This window comes from uncultured Metabacillus sp., assembly GCF_947503125.1.
Taxonomy (GTDB): Bacteria; Bacillota; Bacilli; order Bacillales; family Bacillaceae; genus Metabacillus.
Genome location: NZ_CANNCR010000014.1, coordinates 14,890 through 30,573, shown reverse-complemented (window position 1 = coordinate 30,573; position 15,684 = coordinate 14,890). Strand labels below are relative to the sequence as shown.

The following is a 15,684-nucleotide window of genomic DNA, read 5'->3' as shown; positions in this document are numbered from 1 at the left end:
TCTCCAACATCATGTTGCCGAATCAACAATAATCTTTAAATAGCAAATCTAAAAAAGGGCAACAACCTAAAGTGTCACCCTTTTTTTAACTAGTATTTATATTGTTTCATCACATCCTGCAATTCTTCAGCCATTTTAGATAAGGACTTTGCAGAGGAAGCAATTTCTTCCATAGAGGCTAATTGCTCGCTCTGGCTGCTTCAATTGCAGCATTTAATGCAAGCAGGTTTGTTTGGTGAGAAATTCCTGTAATATTAATATGTAAATATAATTTTTAATGTTATCGACCACCGTTTTGAGGGATATAAAAAAACTCAGCAGAATTTTTTATTCCACTGAGCAGTTTATAATATAAGAGACATTCCCGGTGCATCTAGTTCCCTTTCCTCAAATCCCAATTTTTTATAAAAATGCTGTTTGCCTTTTGCAGAAAAAAGCTGAATTGAATGGATCCCACTGTTTTTACATTTCGTTATAAGCTCTTCAACGATCTGTTTGCCAAGTCCTTGTTTTTGATATGTAGGATCCACCATGACATCACAGATTAGTGCTTGGTAAATACCGTCAGAAATCATCCGACCAAAGGCGATAAGCTGATCTTGATCATAAATCGAAATATGATACCAGCTATTATTCGCTGCTTGATAAAGCTGTTCTCTCGTATAATTTCCTTTTTTGCTCTTTATTAAGCCGCTTGCTTCATGAAGGTTTGCAAATTGCTCAAATGTAGGGAGTTTATCTGATATGAAAAAATTCATTATAATCACCTTTAAAAAAAGATTTCAAATTCAAATGTCAAATATATATCTTTATTTATACATCATCATGAATAAAAATTCAATTATAAATTAGGAAAAGTTTCATTCTTTTTTATAACAAAAATAGACGGGATTCTCCCGCCTATTTGGTTAAATAACAGATTTATGTTGTTTTTTCTCAATTGAAGTTTGTTCATGCTTTTCTTTCTCATCTTTTTCATCTGCTACTAAACCTTTTGTCGCACTCTTAAACTCTGTTAAAGTACGTCCAAAGGCTCGGCCAATTTCAGGAAGCTTAGAAGGACCGAAAATAATCAACGCGATGACAAGAACGAGAATTAAGCCTGGAATTCCAATATTTGAAATCATCCTGACACTCCCAAATTATTAATGATCTTTCCTATAATAGATTAATTCATCACTTTTTCACTAATTTTACCCTTTTGCTTTTCATGAGCACGACCATGTGCACGATTTCGGTCTTCCTCGACTTCATTAGATTTTTTCACGCCATATGGAACCTCATTTGCTTCTACTTTTTTCAAGCCCAAGCCACCTTTTTCATAAACAAATGAAGCTCTTGTTGAAATAGCGGCACCAGGTTCTGTAACAAATGGAATAACTCTATAATCAGCTTGCCACTTATCCGGTGTAACTGTACAGCGGACATAACCGCGATAATTATTGAAAAATTTAATATGTGGGTTTTCACCTAAAATATGATCTGTATCTGCTCTTTCATCAGATCCGTTTCCGCCAGATGTGATGGAAGTTCCGACAAACTCTGCACCAATTTTCTTAGAATTTTGATTGTTAAAATCTGATAATAGGTTCGAAGCCCAGCTTGCATGAACATCACCTGTAATGACGATTAGGTTATTCATGTTCTTGCTGGTTACGTAATCAACAATTCGCTGGCGTGCAGCCGGATAGCCATCCCAGGAATCCATGCTATAAATTGGCGCAGTGCTTGTCCCAAAATTCCATTTTGCGAAGAAAATCTGCTGTGCAAGTACATTCCAGTGAGACTTCGAACCGCCTAGATTGCGCAGCAGCCAATCTTCCTGGTCTTTTCCCAGAAGAGTACGATTAGGGTCAGTAGATTCCGGTGAAGGTGCTTTGTTACCGTCTCCATTCGCCTGATCATCACGGTATTGGCGTGTATCTAATACATTAAATGATGCTAAATTGCCGTATGAGAATTCACGATATAATTGCATATCCGCACCATTTGGCAACGAGGATCTGCGTAGCGGCATATGCTCGTAATAGGCTTGATATGCTGCTGCACGGCGTTTTATAAATGCTTCAACAGACTGGCCTTTTTCAGGAATGATATTAGCGTAGTTGTTTTCAACTTCATGGTCATCCCATGTTACAACCCAAGGAAAAGCGGCATGGGCAGCTTTAAGATTTGCATCTGAACGGTATTGTGCGTGACGATTTCGATAGTCTTCAAGAGTAATAATCTCCGGGCCGCTATGAGTACGAACATTTCCTGTTCCAGATACATATTCGTTTGGACCATACTCATAAATGTAGTCTCCTAAATGGAAAACAAGGTCGAGATCTTCTTTTGCCATATGCTCATAAGCTGTATAGTATCCATGCTCATATTGCTGACAAGAAGCAAATGCAAATGACATGCTTTTAACATTAGCACCAGCTTCTGGTAATGTTTTCGTTCTGCCTACAGGGCTAAGTTCGTTTCCTGCTTTAAAACGGTAATAGTAGACTTTATTCGGATTAAGTCCATCAACTTCGACATGAACAGAGTGGGCAAGTTCTGGTCTTGCAATTTCTGTTCCTTCTTTTACAATTTTACGAAAATCCTCATCTTTTGCAATTTCCCATTTAACACGTACTGATTCGTCAGACATCCCTCCGCCATTAAGTGGGTCTGGAGCTAGTCTTGTCCACAAAACAACGCTATCTGAAAGCGGGTCACCGGAAGCTACACCAAGTGTAAAAGGATAGTTTTTAAATTTTGGAGCAGCACTAACTTTTGTATCACCTAATCCAATCGAATTGGCAATCGTTAATCCTAGTGAGAGACCAGCAATTTTTCCTGCCCCTTGTAAAAAGTTACGGCGATTAAACTCCTTCTTTTCCAAACTATCCAAATTCAATCTCTTAATCAATTCATCAATAGGTCTTTCCGTCATCCTTATTTTCCCCTCTCTCAATAAAACTTTGATTCGAGATACATTATAGAGCGGATTTATTAAGGATTTATAAAGAATTGTTAAGAGTCATGCTTGTTGCTTTCAATAAAAATAAGCGAAATGTAACAAGACTTTTATAGTAGAAAATCTATTTTTCTATAAATAGTAAATTTTTTCAAGGCACGATTATATAAATTGTGACAAATTCCTCAACAATTTCCAGACTTTCCTTCCTATATTTTTTTACATTTTCTTTATACAAAGATAACAAAAACAGGGAAATTTTGTTGTTTCACATTCCATCTGAATGAAATCCGTGCTACATTAAAATAGCTTACTACTTAGATGAAGGGAGTTAGAAACGTGGAAAAAATAATTTATAACGGGAAATTAAGCGAACGAGCAAAAATAAAGGTTGATATTGAAGATCGCGGCTACCAATTTGGAGATGGTGTTTACGAGGTCATCAGGGTGTATAACGGCCATTTATTTACGGGAGATGAACATTTGCAAAGACTGATGGAAAGTGCTGAAAGTATTGGAATGAAACTCCCTTACTCCATAATTGAGATAAAAACACAGCTCAATGAGCTTATCCGAGTTAATCAGCTTAGTTCTGGAATTATTTATCTTCAGGTTACGCGGGGTGTTTCACAACGAAATCATCTATTCCCAAGTGCTGATACAGTTCCAGTATTTATTGCTTATACACGAGAAATGCAGCGCCCGACTGCAGCAATGGAGAAAGGTGTATCAGCTATTTCAGTAGAAGATATTCGCTGGCTTCGTTGTGATATTAAAAGCTTAAATTTACTTCCTAATTTACTAGCAAAGCAAAAGGCCTCTGAAGCAGGCTGCTTTGAAGCGATTCAACATCGGAACGGAGTTGTGACAGAGGGAAGCTCATCAAATGTTTCCATTGTAGTAGATGGAATCATAAAAACGCATCCTGCAACGAATTTAATTTTAAATGGGATTACGCGTAAAGTCATGCTTGAAATATGCAGACAAAATAATATTGAAATAAAAGAAGAAACGTTTACTATTGAAGAATTGCTTCAAGCAGATGAAGTTTTTTTAACTGGAACAACAACAGAAATTATGCCAATCATCGAAATCGATAAGAGTAAGATTGGTAACGGCACTCCTGGAACAATAACAAAACAGCTGCAAAGATACTTCAAAGAAAAGGTTGCTGAATGTTGTTCTGTACCTACAAAAGCACAATAACATCTCTCTTCCGGTTCATCATAAAGGACCGGATTTTTTCTTTAATCAACTTTTATGCTTTATAGGCTTGATTCTCAAGGGTAATAAATTGCTGATCAGTTGTCTCTTTGGCTATTTTTTTTGTTGCTTTAACCAACTGGTAAATATTATCACAACATTGTTGAGCACCCTTTACAAGTAACGGGACACCGATAAAATCGATTTTTAACCCCCTTGAAAAAAACCCTCCCATTGTCATTGCAATAGGAACGGTAGGAGATGTGTTTGAAAAAATAATTTTCTCATCAAAAGGATATTTATTTTGCAGGATTTGACATAAATCTTTTAATGCTGGTACAACCAATTTTGAAGATCTTCTTCCAATCGTATAGACTGAATGGCCTTCATCATCTATTCCATGAAAAATAATTTTACCGGAATCTTGTTTGGTTAATTTATTAAAGAATGGAACCGCTAAAATTTCTTCTTTTGTTAGTGTTCTTGTTGATGGTTTTAAAATGTTTAAATGGTATGCAGTAGCAAGTGCTGTCATATGAGTACCACCAAAATCATGATAAATATAAATCATTACCGGTTCCTCCATTTTATGATCATCTTTATTTAAAAAGGATAAAGCGAGTTTCCAAGAAATTAAGAATTTGGTTCCTTTTTTATCATCATTTCCTTGTAAATCAATTATTATGAACGATATGTTGAAGATTTTAAAGAAAAAAAGAATCTTCACCCGTAAGGATAAAGATTTCTTTTTGACTTACAATAATGAAAATTCATTTACCAATTCTTCAAAGCGGCAAAGTGTATTTTCGATCGGATATGGTGTTGTTAAATCGACACCCGTCTTTTTCAACAGTTCAAGCGGATAATCCGAGCTGCCGCTTTTTAAAAATTCCAAATAGGAACTGAGTGTAGTTTGATCTCCTTCAAGAATCTTCGTTCCTAAATGGATCGCTGAAGCAAATCCTGTTGCGTATTTATACACATAAAATGGTCGATAAAAGTGTGGAATCCTTGACCAGCCATATTTGACCTCATCATCAAAAACAATATCTTCTCCGTTGTATTCCCTGAATAACGTTTCATATGTTTGATTAAATACCTCCACATTTAATGGCATACCTGTTTCCGCCATCTCATGTGTTTTCTTTTCAAATTCAGAAAACATCACTTGTGTAAAGAATGTACCTTTAAATTGATCAATGAAGTGGTTAAGTAGATGATTACGAATTTCAGGATTTGTTTCATTTTCCAGCAAATAGTTTATTAATAATACTTCATTGACAGTGGAAGCGACCTCGGCAACAAAGATGCTATAGCGTGCTGTAATTTGCGGCTGATGTTGGGAGCTCAGCTTGCTGTGAACACCGTGGCCGCATTCATGAACTAATGTAAATAAGCTGTCTAAATCATCTCGGTGATTTAACAAAATATAAGGATGAATACCATAAATACCAAGATTGTATGCGCCAGAACGTTTCCCTGGGGTTTCCCTTACATCAATATACCTGGATTTCTTAAATTCCTTTAAGGTCGCAATATATTCCTGTCCTAGAGGCGCGAGGGCCTTGCACATGATTTCATAAGCTTCTTCATATGAAATGACTTGCTTTATCCCTTTTACAAGCGGAACACTTAAATCATATTGACGCAGCTCCTCTACTTGCAGCTTTTCCTTGCGAATTCTTGAATACTGATGCAGTGGTGCAATATTGTTTTTCGTTGTCGCAATAAGATTTTCATACACCTCTTTTGGTACATTGTCACCAAATAAGGCTTTTTCCAATGCTGATGGATATTGTCTAATTTTAGCTAATGTTACATTGTTTTTTATTGCTGCGGAAAGAGTTGAGGCAATCGAATTTCTAAGCTGCACATATGGCTTATAGTAAGCTTTATAAGCTTCTTTTCGCTTGTTTCTATCCTCATCTTCAATTAATTTTGCATACATGCCTCTTGTAAGTTCCACTTGTTTTCCATGATCATTCGTAACCTCGCCAAACTTAATGTCAGCATTATTCATCATCCCAAATGTATGGCCAGGGGCAGACAGTGCTTCACTTAATTGGGAAAGGATCTCCTCTTGCTCCTTGTTTAATACATGTTTTTTGTAGCGAAATGATTCTAAAAGTTCTTGTTCGAAATAAGTTAATCGATCATCTTCTGCTATGTATGACTTTAACGTTTCTTCATCAAGATTTAATAAAAAGGGCATAAAAAAGGAGGTTGAAGAACTAACTTTCACATTCAGTTGTTTTGCCCGATCTAACAATGATTGTGCTTTCGTTTCTCGAGTATCTTCATCAACTGAAAGCATGGCAAATGCATATAGTTTATTCAATGTATAGGATAACTCTTCCTTTTGCTTAAGAAATTGATATAAAGTGTTGCCGTCAGTTATTTTTCCGTCGGATGCTTTAAGCTTTATTGCCATTTCCTCTATTTGCTGATAATCCTTTTCCCACTTCTGCTGGTCCGAGTATATATCTTTCAGATTCCATTTTTCCTGGAGAGGTACTTCATTTCTAGAATAGTACGTTGTCATTTAAGCACTCCTTTTTTCATAATTAAAATATATATTCTAAGTTAAATTAACAAATTCCTTTATTGCTAATCTAAGAGAATGTTATTAATAATCACTTTTAAACTGCATGTTGATATCAGCTGCGCACTGGTTGTGAAAAAACCACTTCAATTCCGCATCATATAATCTGCTGTTCTGATGGCCAACGCTACGGTTGTCAGTGTGGGATTCGCTGTACCGCTTGTTGGAATTCCGCTGTTGTCTGCAACAAATAGTCCTGTTATGCCATGGACCTGACCGTACGGATTTGTTACCGAGGTGTCTGGATCTGTGCCCATTCTGCAAGTTCCGGCATCATGAATCGCCTCAATTAATTCGCCAAATTCTTTTTCTACTCTTGTAGCCTGCATCGCTGTAAACATTTGTCTAAGCTTTTATTGGAATTGCCTTAGTTGTAGGTTCCTATATGAAAGTAACGATTATGCTCTTTATTCTTAAAGAGACTCGCTCACAAGTTCTTCAAATTAGAGGATAAACGGATGGTTATTTTCCCGCTTGCTTTTATATCATTACTTCTTACCCTAACAATGTTTTCGAATGAAATTGAATTTGGGGAAGCCGTATTTGTGGGCATGCCTTTGCTTCTATTGTTTTTCTAGTTATACCATTATTTTTTTTCACAATGGTTACTTTGTTAAAAAGGGGGAAATTAGATAAGACTCGGCGTGGTTAATCACTAACTATCAGAGTTAGAAAAAAATCGGCTCATCACCGATTTTAAACAGAGTCTCAATTCTTAACTAAACTAAGCGGGAATTCATATGTAAATCAACTAGATTGGCGAGTAATCCCTTAGTTCTTGCGCTTTATATTTTCCAGGTGAGCAACCTACAACCCTTCTAAATAAACGGCTAAAGAAAGCGGGATCATCATACCCAACTTTAATCGCAACATTAATTACTTTATCATCTGTTTCTAGCAAAAACTGCTTTGCCTTTTCGATTCTTATTTTATGAAGCATTTCGACTACGGTTTGATCAGTCTCTTGTTTAAATAATCTGTTTAAATGCCGGGGACTAAGATTAAATAGATGACACAAGGATTGAATCGTTATTTTTTGATCATAGTTTCTTGATAAATACCCACATATTCGTTGAATGAGGAGATCATTTTCACTTTTTCTCCTATGAGAATGGTTTTCCATCCCTTTTCTTTCGTTATATATCCGGGATAATTGGATCAATAGTTCCACAAGCTGCAAACGGATTAATGTGGGATAACAAGGATTTTCCCTTAAATATTCATGCATCATACCTTCAAGTAACGACAGAATCCTCGCAGAATTGCTTCCAGTTAAATTTAATAAGTGATGAAATCGCTCATTTTTATCTAAAAATGGATGAATGTAAAAATAATCCATCGATTGTGATACACCCATTTCTTTTAACCATGAATCCTGAATAAGGCTTGGCAAAAATAAACAATTAATAATTTCTAAACTTTGGCCCTTTTCGATCGAAAAGGTGTGAACCTCTCCAGGATTAATGATAAACACATCATTCGTTTTGATCATATAGGACTGTCCTTCAAATAGGTGCCTTGCTTCTCCTTGTACAACATAAACCAATTCAACAAATTCATGTGCATGGGCCGGCGGAATATTATCATAATCATGATAAAAGCGCTGGATCCAGAACGGAAATTCTTTTGTTTTCATGTAATCACTTGATTGATAGGTTGTTGCAGTCATTTAGATTCCTCCCCTAGATCTAGATTGAACATTTACCTCTAAGGTTGTAGCAATCGCAACGTGTAAGTGCTTACATATTCGAACAAATAAAAAATAGTTTTTTATGAACCTAGAGTCTTTGCTTATTCAAATAATTAGGTACCTCAATTACTGCTCCATTCTCCATTTGTGAACGAATGGCCGCTTCGATGACTTCCTGGGCTGCTAATGCATCCATACCAGAGCCCGTAATTTTCTCTGGAGGTACTGAATCGTTAACTTCTTGAATAAACGTGCCAATTCTATTTTTGAATGTGTCGTTAAATCCATTCATTCCATTTAATACTGAATTTCGAACAACTTTAAGTTCGTTGCTTTTGTGTGGGTAAAGGGTTAAGTTTTCAAATACATTATCAATTGTTAATCTCCCTCTATTACCTGCTACTTCACAATATTCAATTGGATGAAGATTGTCCATATCATAACTCCCGGTGAGATGACCAACCGCTCCTGATTCAAATTCTAGATTAATCGATGCCGTTGACCATACTGTTCTTCCAGGTGCTTTTGTCATGAACGCCTGAACTCGTTTAATATCACCTGCAAAATACCTGATCACATCAATTGAATGCGGATGAAGAGCCCGTAAATGAATCCAAGGGCTTGATTCATTTGGATTGCCAATGGTCAATTTCATATTAATAAACAACAGGGAACCAAGCTCTCCAGAATCAATCCATTTTTTTGCATATTCAGCTGATGGTACAAATCGGTGGTTTAGGTTGCATCCCAAGCGAACCTTTTTTCTATTGGCATACTCTACAATTTCTCTTGCCTCTTCGATGTTATTGGAAAGCGGTTTTTCAACTAAAACATCTTTCCCAGCTTCCATAGCAAGCATAGCTGGTACATAATGATGTGAACCATTTTCCTTCCCGCCAGTGGCGATGCTTATCACATCGATTTCTTCATTTTGAAGCATTGTTTTTAAATCCGTATAACCGGTTATATTATACTGCATTGCCACAGCATTTACTAATGCTTCATTCAAATCACACACAGCAACTAATTCAGCATCTGCATGTTCATGATAATAGCGGCAATGAATTTTCCCAATATTATTCACACCAACAACCGCTGCTTTTATCACAACAACCATCCTTTCCTGAAAGAAAAGGGACTGCATCAGGAAGAATCTGCCCCTCCTACATACCAAAATACAGAACTCACTAATGTTTTAGGCTCGATATATTTTGTTTGGAGAGTCAAACTCTAGAATTGAAACAGCCCCATTTTCACATATTAATTATTCTATACGCTTTCTTCTTTTTCCTTTTCTTGAAGCCTTTGTGCTGTACCAATCGAACCAATATACATAGAATCGTATGCTTCCTGAGATGTTTTAAAAGATCCGTGCTCCAAGCCATGCCAATTCAAATTCGTATACATCGGATTTGTTCTGCCAGTTTCAGCTTCACGTTTTGCTATATAAGCTTCCATTCTTCCTAACAGCAAATGGACGATTTCAGGCTCTTGATCTGCAACATTTGTTTCTTCCTTTGGATCTTTTATTAGATTGTACAATTCAATTTCCGGTTTAAAATGAAAGTCTGGTTCAAGCGCGCGGATCAATTTCCATTCAGGTGTACGCCAGCCATGCTTGCGCATCCATGTACATTCGGTTATATAAAATTCAGATTCCTGAACGAATATCTCCTTTTCTTTTTTTATAAGCGGCATAAGATTTCTGCCGTCAAATCGAATATCAGTTTCAATACCTATTACATCTAATATTGTCGGCATGATATCTTTGATTAAAGTGTTGCTTGTGATTCTTTTCCCTTCAGGCAATCTCTTAGGATATTTCATGATTAGCGGTACAACTAAATTATGTTCATAAAGACCGTGGTGATCATACCAGCACTGATGCTCATTTAAAGTTTCACCATGATCAGATGTAATAATAATTAACGTTTCTTCTTTAATTCCTAGTGTCTCAACAGTTGTAAAAATATTTTGGATACAAGCATCCATATAGGCAATTGCACCATCATATTGTGCGTCAACATAGTCTGCGTCTGTACAACCTTTAGGAATCCATGAAGTTAAGAAATCAGCAAATGGCTTAAATTCCTTCATCTCATTTAGAGATTCATTTTCAGGGTCAAATTCATTCCCATCATAAAACATTCGTTCAAACGGTTTTGGAGGCAAATATGGTGAATGGGGGTCCATATGCCGTAAAAATAAGAAAAATGGTTTTTCATCCTCAGCAAGTCTCTTTAATTCTGGGATGGCCACATTATTTAAATTTTGCGCCTTTGGGCAACGACCAGTTTCGTCTGGCATCCATGATTCAAAATCAATGTATTTTTGAAACCCTCTAGAGGATGGATTGCCGCTAAACCCAACACAGGTTGTATTATATCCGTGTTCTCCAAGCAATTCTGGCAGAGTCTTTACATGGCCTCCCAAAGGTCCCTTATGTCTAAGAGCGACTACATCAGTGCCAAAGCAGTCCATTCCAGTTAACATCGAAGCATAGCCTGGAGTGGTAGGAATACTTGGACTAAAATGGTTTTCAAATAAAATCCCTTCTTCAGCGACTTTATCAATATGGGGTGTTGTTAGCCGGTGATATCCATATGAACTCATCCGGTCTCTTCTTAGGCTGTCGATTCCAAATAGAATAATATTTGCATTTTTCTTCATTTGACTTTATCCTTTCTGAGCAAAATTTGACTCTCTGACACCTAAAGCTTTTAAGCATGCATTTAAGTAACCATAGCTCTCAGCAGCAACGATGGAAACATCTGCTAAGGAATGTTGATTTGCACCGATTACCTCTAAACAAACGGGACCGGAATACTGCCCATCAACCATTGCTTTGCAATAGGCAAATAAATCAATATCCCCTCTTCCACAAGCTTGGGTGCGAATGTCACCAGGGCCTTGTGTGCGACCCTTACAATCACGAATGTGAATATGCTTTACTCGTTTAATCACTCTTGCTAATTCTTCCTCGGGATTTTCATTTCCTCGATAAATATGACTCGGGTCCATATCAATGCCAAATGCCGGGGAGGATATTTCATTCATTGCCCTTAGTGTAGTTGGTGTATTAAAAATTGCGTTTCCGACATGTGCTTTTACGCAAAGGGTTACACCATAGCCCTCTGCTATTTTAGATAATTTGTAAAGAGTTTCTATAGACTGCTGGAGATCGCCTTCAACGCCCGACTTTCCGCCAGGTCCTACATTGATGACAGGGATCCCGATTTCTGCTCCTGCCTCAAATGCCTTTCGTAATCTCTCTTCATTAAGTGAAGCAACCTCCATTGATAACAATTCAAGGCCGTTCTCCAGGGCGATTGATTTTATGTCATCAGCCTGTTCCTTCCAACGGTCTAATTCCAAATGTTCACACATGCCTTTTATTGCTGAAATTTCTACGCCATCATAGCCGCATAAGGCAATTTGCCTTGCTGCAGTTGCAAAATCAAAATCTTTAAATAACACTGAGTTAACGCCAAGTTTAATCATTTTATCCCTCCTGAAATGAGCTCTATATCTTTAACATCAACAATTTCACCTGTTTCAAATGATCGTATTGCCGCTTCAATGATCAATTGTGCTTTAAGAGCATCTTCTCCAGAACCATCGACCTGATCATATGAAACACCCGCAATTAACTGGTCCACGAATGAATTGATGCGGGATTTAAAGGTTTCCGGAAATGCTCTCATTCCTCCAAGATAGCTGTAGCTTTCTGTTTCGATACTTGTTCGCGGATAGAAGGTAAGCTGTTCACAAGCATCTTCAAGAACAAATCTACCTTTAGAGCCAACTACTTCACATAGCTCTAAACCATAGCTTGCACCTGCGTCATAGCTTCCAACTAAATTTCCGATCGCACCATTTTCAAATTCAAGGATTACTTGAGCATTTGACCATATCGAACGGCCCTCACCTTTCATCATAAAGGCACCTACTCTTCTTACATCACCGCAAAAGTATCGAATGACATCAAAGGAATGCGGATGCAATGCACGCATGTGGAACCATGGCGAAGTTTCGACCGGATTGTTGATCCACATTCTCATATTGATCATATGAAGCTTGCCAAGACGCCCATTTTCTACCCAATCCTTTGCTTTTTCAGCAGCAGGTGTAAAGCGATGGTTCAAGTTAACCGCGTATGGGATTTTATTTTGACGGGCAAGCTCAACCATTTCTTTACCTTCTTCAATATTGTTAGAGATCGGCTTTTCCCCTAGTACAGGAATCCCGGCTTTTAGTAATTCTATTGTTGGCAAATAGTGTTCTCCGCCATTTTCCTCCCCTTTAGTGCAAACGCTTACAAGATCAAGTTCCATATTGCTATTTAACATTTCCTGCACACTGTAAAATGCTCTTCCGCCAAACTTGTTTGAAGCTTGATCTGCTTTTGCCTTTACAATATCACAAACTGCTACAATTTCAGTATTTGGATTTTCTTTGTAGACAGAAGCATGTATGCTTCCGATATTCCCAACTCCTACAATCGCAACTTTTAAAGTCATTGTTCACCCTCCAAAAAATGAATTGCTATCTAATCAAAAGAAAAAATCTATATGAATACTAGACTAAAAACATATAACATTAATCTTCTAGATTTCTAGCGGATAAGCCATTGTCGTAAAAAGCGCAAGCTCTGCTTGTGACGTATCCAATCTGCTGTGCTGAACAATTATTGGCACATTGCTATCAACTTTGATGGCATAAGGAACATTTCTAGGAACTTCATTTCCTTCTTGGTCTCTAATCTTATCCAGCCGAATATGATGCGTCCTATTTGACCCGCATTCTGTTATAAAAGAGTCCATAGGCTCTCGGTCTTCAAAATAGAATGTAAGTTGAATGTCTGCTTGACGCTCAGTTAAATTTAACACGCAAACTGCCTCATGACTGATTTGATCCCCTATACTTTTCGGTTGAAGAAAACCATCAGGGATAATCCAAGTCTGTTTTCCAATCAAATCCACATCTCCCTTCCCCGTATTTTTGGATGAAAAATAGAACAGCTATTTTTACAAAAATACGTTTTTCATAGTTGAATTAATTAAATGATAGCTCATTCATGCCTATACATCATAGCCCATCCCGCCAAAACGAATGGTCAATCTGGCCATTTTGAATTCAACCTTTGATCTTATCCTTTTCTTTTATGTTACAAAATTAAAAAATACAACTAATTCAGCCTTCTGATCCTATACTTTTTCCGGTACTTTGAAGGCGACGTTTTTGTTACCTCCTTAAATGTGCGATAAAAATGGCTAATATCCTCAAAGCCCACTTTACTTGAACCACATGTCATTTCAGATCCATCAAACCTGACAAAAGATGAAAAATTACAAAATGGGTTGTTCCCTCTTTTAGCGTATAAAATATAAAAAAATAAGGCGCAAGATGATCTTGTGATTGCGCCTTTTTTAGATATAAAGTACTTATATTTTTACAGCACCGGAAGTTAAGCCCTTCATAAACAAGCGCATCGTAAATAAGAACAGTATTAATAATGGCAATGATGCAATTGTATAGCCCGCAAACATTGGCCCATAAAGAGTTTGTGAAACAAATTGGCTTTCAAATTGGATAAGTCCAACCGTAATCGGAAATTTATCAGGATTACTCATTAAGACAAGAGGCATCATATATTCATTCCAGATCGAAAGTAAATTCCAGATGGCCATTGTTCCAATAATTGGCTTTGATAATGGCAGGACGATTTGCCAAAATACACGAAGCTCCCCACATCCGTCAATGCGAGCAGCCTCGAATAATTCTTCTGGCAAGGATGCAAACGATTGTCGGAAAACAAAGATGGTAAATGCTTGGCCGCCTGCTGCAAAAGCAATGATTAGACCAATATAGGAATCTAACAAACCAAAGCTCTTGATTAATAAGAAAAGCGGAATTAACGTTAATAAACCTGGGATCATTAATAAAGCAACAACAGACATATAAAGGAAATTTTTCCCTTTATATCGTAAGCGGGCGAATGAATATCCTGCTAAGGCGGAAGTGGCAATTATGATGATTACGCTAACCAGCCCTATAAGTACGGAGTTGAAAATATACCCTCCGATTGCTTCCCATGCGGTTGCATAATTTTCAAAGTGCAGGGGAAATGTGATGCCAAAGAAATTACTATAAAATTGACCATTTGTTTTAAACGAGGTGATGATCATATAAAAAAATGGGTATAGCGAAATAAAAGCTAAAAAAATGAGGAAAAGATGACTCCATAGATCCTGCCTTATTGTTTTTAGCATGTTTTTCTCCTTTCAAATATTATGCTTTGTATTCAGTGCTAGGGTTGATATATTTCATTTGAACCCAAGTTAAAATGAGAACAATAACAAATATAATCATTGATACTGCCATTCCTAACCCAAATTCTCCATTTTGGAAAGCAAGGAAATACATATATAAGCCAGGCACGTATGATGAATATCCAGGACCTCCATTTGTCATAACCAATGGCAGCGTTACATTCTGAAGAAGCTGAATAACTGTTAATATTAAAATCAATTTAACTTGTCCCATTACTAATGGAATTTCAATTTGGAAAAATCTCCTAATCCTTGTAATTCCATCAAGCTTGGCTGATTCATATACACTTTCTGAAATGGATTGAAGACCAGCATAAAAGATAAGGAGATTAAATGGCACAACAAATGGGAAGCCAACAAACATTAATGCATATAAAGCAATATTTGGATCACCAAGCCAGTTTTGGATCATCCCTTCTAAGCCCAATGTTTTCAATAATGTATTTAATACTCCTACATTTGGATCATACATAAAACTCCAGATCATAAACATGACAATTCCCGGAACTACTACAGGAATCACAAATAATACCCTGTAAATATATTGCATACGTTTGCTCTTTAAATGGAAAATCATAACTGCAACAAGTAACGGAACCAATAATTCCACGATGACCTTTATCACTGTCCAAATACCAACATTTTTCATCGAGATTAAAAAGATCTCATCTTTAAATAATCGTATATAGTTTTGAAAGCCTGTAAATTGCGGCTGATTAAACCCATCCCAGTTTGTAAATGAAAAACCAATAGCAATCAATGCAGGATAGTACATAAATGTAATTAAGAGAATAAAAGATGGAATCAGCATTCCGTAGCCAGACTTCCAGTTGTATCGTAATTTTCCTGTTTTCTTTTTCCTCTTTAAAACACCCCTATTTTCAATTTGCTGGACTGTATCGGGCATGTT

General features: G+C 36.8%; 16 protein-coding genes and 2 pseudogenes. 1 reads left to right on the top strand and 17 read right to left on the bottom strand.

Annotation, left to right across the window (positions count from 1 at the left end; all coding sequences use genetic code 11):
* Positions 1-89: 89 nt before the first annotated feature.
* The 5 genes and pseudogenes from Q1B07_RS11785 to Q1B07_RS11770 form a co-directional block, all read right to left on the bottom strand.
* Positions 90-200, bottom strand: a pseudogene (locus Q1B07_RS11785) (hypothetical protein); the annotation flags it as partial.
* The gene (locus Q1B07_RS27040; protein WP_366945190.1) at positions 179-244 is read right to left on the bottom strand and encodes a hypothetical protein; all 66 of its coding nucleotides are present in this window, start codon (positions 242-244) and stop codon (positions 179-181) included. The gene Q1B07_RS27040 and the pseudogene Q1B07_RS11785, both read right to left, overlap by 22 nt.
* 100 nt (positions 245-344) lie before the next feature.
* Entirely contained in the window at positions 345-758 is a 414-nt protein-coding gene (locus Q1B07_RS11780) for a GNAT family N-acetyltransferase (RefSeq protein ID WP_299089984.1), read from the bottom strand.
* Positions 759-908: 150 nt separating this feature from the next.
* Entirely contained in the window at positions 909-1,127 is a 219-nt protein-coding gene (locus tag Q1B07_RS11775; protein ID WP_299089985.1) for a twin-arginine translocase TatA/TatE family subunit, read from the bottom strand.
* 41 nt (positions 1,128-1,168) lie between these two features.
* Positions 1,169-2,923 (bottom strand): alkaline phosphatase, encoded by a 1,755-nt coding sequence (locus tag Q1B07_RS11770; RefSeq protein ID WP_299089987.1) that lies wholly within the window; start codon positions 2,921-2,923, stop codon positions 1,169-1,171.
* Between the two features lie 363 nt (positions 2,924-3,286).
* Between Q1B07_RS11770 and dat the strand changes: the two genes are divergently transcribed.
* The gene (dat, locus tag Q1B07_RS11765; RefSeq protein WP_299089990.1) at positions 3,287-4,153 is read left to right on the top strand and encodes a D-amino-acid transaminase; all 867 of its coding nucleotides are present in this window, start codon (positions 3,287-3,289) and stop codon (positions 4,151-4,153) included.
* 52 nt (positions 4,154-4,205) lie between these two features.
* Here the strand turns inward: dat and Q1B07_RS11760 are convergent, their stop codons facing one another.
* The 12 genes and pseudogenes from Q1B07_RS11760 to Q1B07_RS11710 form a co-directional block, all read right to left on the bottom strand.
* Entirely contained in the window at positions 4,206-4,721 is a 516-nt protein-coding gene (locus Q1B07_RS11760; protein WP_299089992.1) for a DUF3189 family protein, read from the bottom strand.
* A 183-nt stretch (positions 4,722-4,904) separates the two neighbouring features.
* Complete coding sequence (gene pepF, locus Q1B07_RS11755) at positions 4,905-6,692, bottom strand: oligoendopeptidase F (protein ID WP_299089993.1); 1,788 nt, start codon at positions 6,690-6,692, stop codon at positions 4,905-4,907.
* Between the two features lie 146 nt (positions 6,693-6,838).
* A pseudogene (locus Q1B07_RS11750) lies at positions 6,839-7,033 on the bottom strand (GMC family oxidoreductase); the annotation flags it as partial.
* A gap of 470 nt (positions 7,034-7,503) precedes the next feature.
* Positions 7,504-8,421, bottom strand: a complete 918-nt coding sequence (locus Q1B07_RS11745; RefSeq protein WP_299089995.1) for an AraC family transcriptional regulator — start codon at positions 8,419-8,421, stop codon at positions 7,504-7,506.
* A 109-nt stretch (positions 8,422-8,530) separates the two neighbouring features.
* Complete coding sequence (locus Q1B07_RS11740; protein WP_299089997.1) at positions 8,531-9,550, bottom strand: Gfo/Idh/MocA family oxidoreductase; 1,020 nt, start codon at positions 9,548-9,550, stop codon at positions 8,531-8,533.
* A 161-nt stretch (positions 9,551-9,711) separates the two neighbouring features.
* Positions 9,712-11,112 (bottom strand): sulfatase, encoded by a 1,401-nt coding sequence (locus tag Q1B07_RS11735; RefSeq protein WP_299090000.1) that lies wholly within the window; start codon positions 11,110-11,112, stop codon positions 9,712-9,714.
* Between the two features lie 6 nt (positions 11,113-11,118).
* Positions 11,119-11,943: a sugar phosphate isomerase/epimerase gene (locus tag Q1B07_RS11730; protein WP_299090002.1), complete on the bottom strand. Its 825-nt coding sequence runs from the start codon at positions 11,941-11,943 to the stop codon at positions 11,119-11,121.
* Positions 11,940-12,962: a Gfo/Idh/MocA family oxidoreductase gene (locus Q1B07_RS11725; protein ID WP_299090004.1), complete on the bottom strand. Its 1,023-nt coding sequence runs from the start codon at positions 12,960-12,962 to the stop codon at positions 11,940-11,942. The genes Q1B07_RS11730 and Q1B07_RS11725 overlap by 4 nt, the downstream gene beginning before the upstream one ends.
* An 87-nt stretch (positions 12,963-13,049) precedes the next feature.
* Positions 13,050-13,418 (bottom strand): sensory rhodopsin transducer, encoded by a 369-nt coding sequence (locus Q1B07_RS11720; RefSeq protein ID WP_299090007.1) that lies wholly within the window; start codon positions 13,416-13,418, stop codon positions 13,050-13,052.
* Between the two features lie 212 nt (positions 13,419-13,630).
* Complete coding sequence (locus Q1B07_RS27035) at positions 13,631-13,756, bottom strand: helix-turn-helix domain-containing protein (RefSeq protein ID WP_366945185.1); 126 nt, start codon at positions 13,754-13,756, stop codon at positions 13,631-13,633.
* Positions 13,757-13,886: 130 nt separating this feature from the next.
* On the bottom strand, positions 13,887-14,714 hold the full coding sequence (locus tag Q1B07_RS11715) for a carbohydrate ABC transporter permease (RefSeq protein ID WP_299090010.1): 828 nt from the start codon (positions 14,712-14,714) through the stop codon (positions 13,887-13,889).
* A 19-nt stretch (positions 14,715-14,733) separates the two neighbouring features.
* The gene (locus tag Q1B07_RS11710; protein WP_299090013.1) at positions 14,734-15,681 is read right to left on the bottom strand and encodes a carbohydrate ABC transporter permease; all 948 of its coding nucleotides are present in this window, start codon (positions 15,679-15,681) and stop codon (positions 14,734-14,736) included.
* Positions 15,682-15,684: the final 3 nt, after the last annotated feature.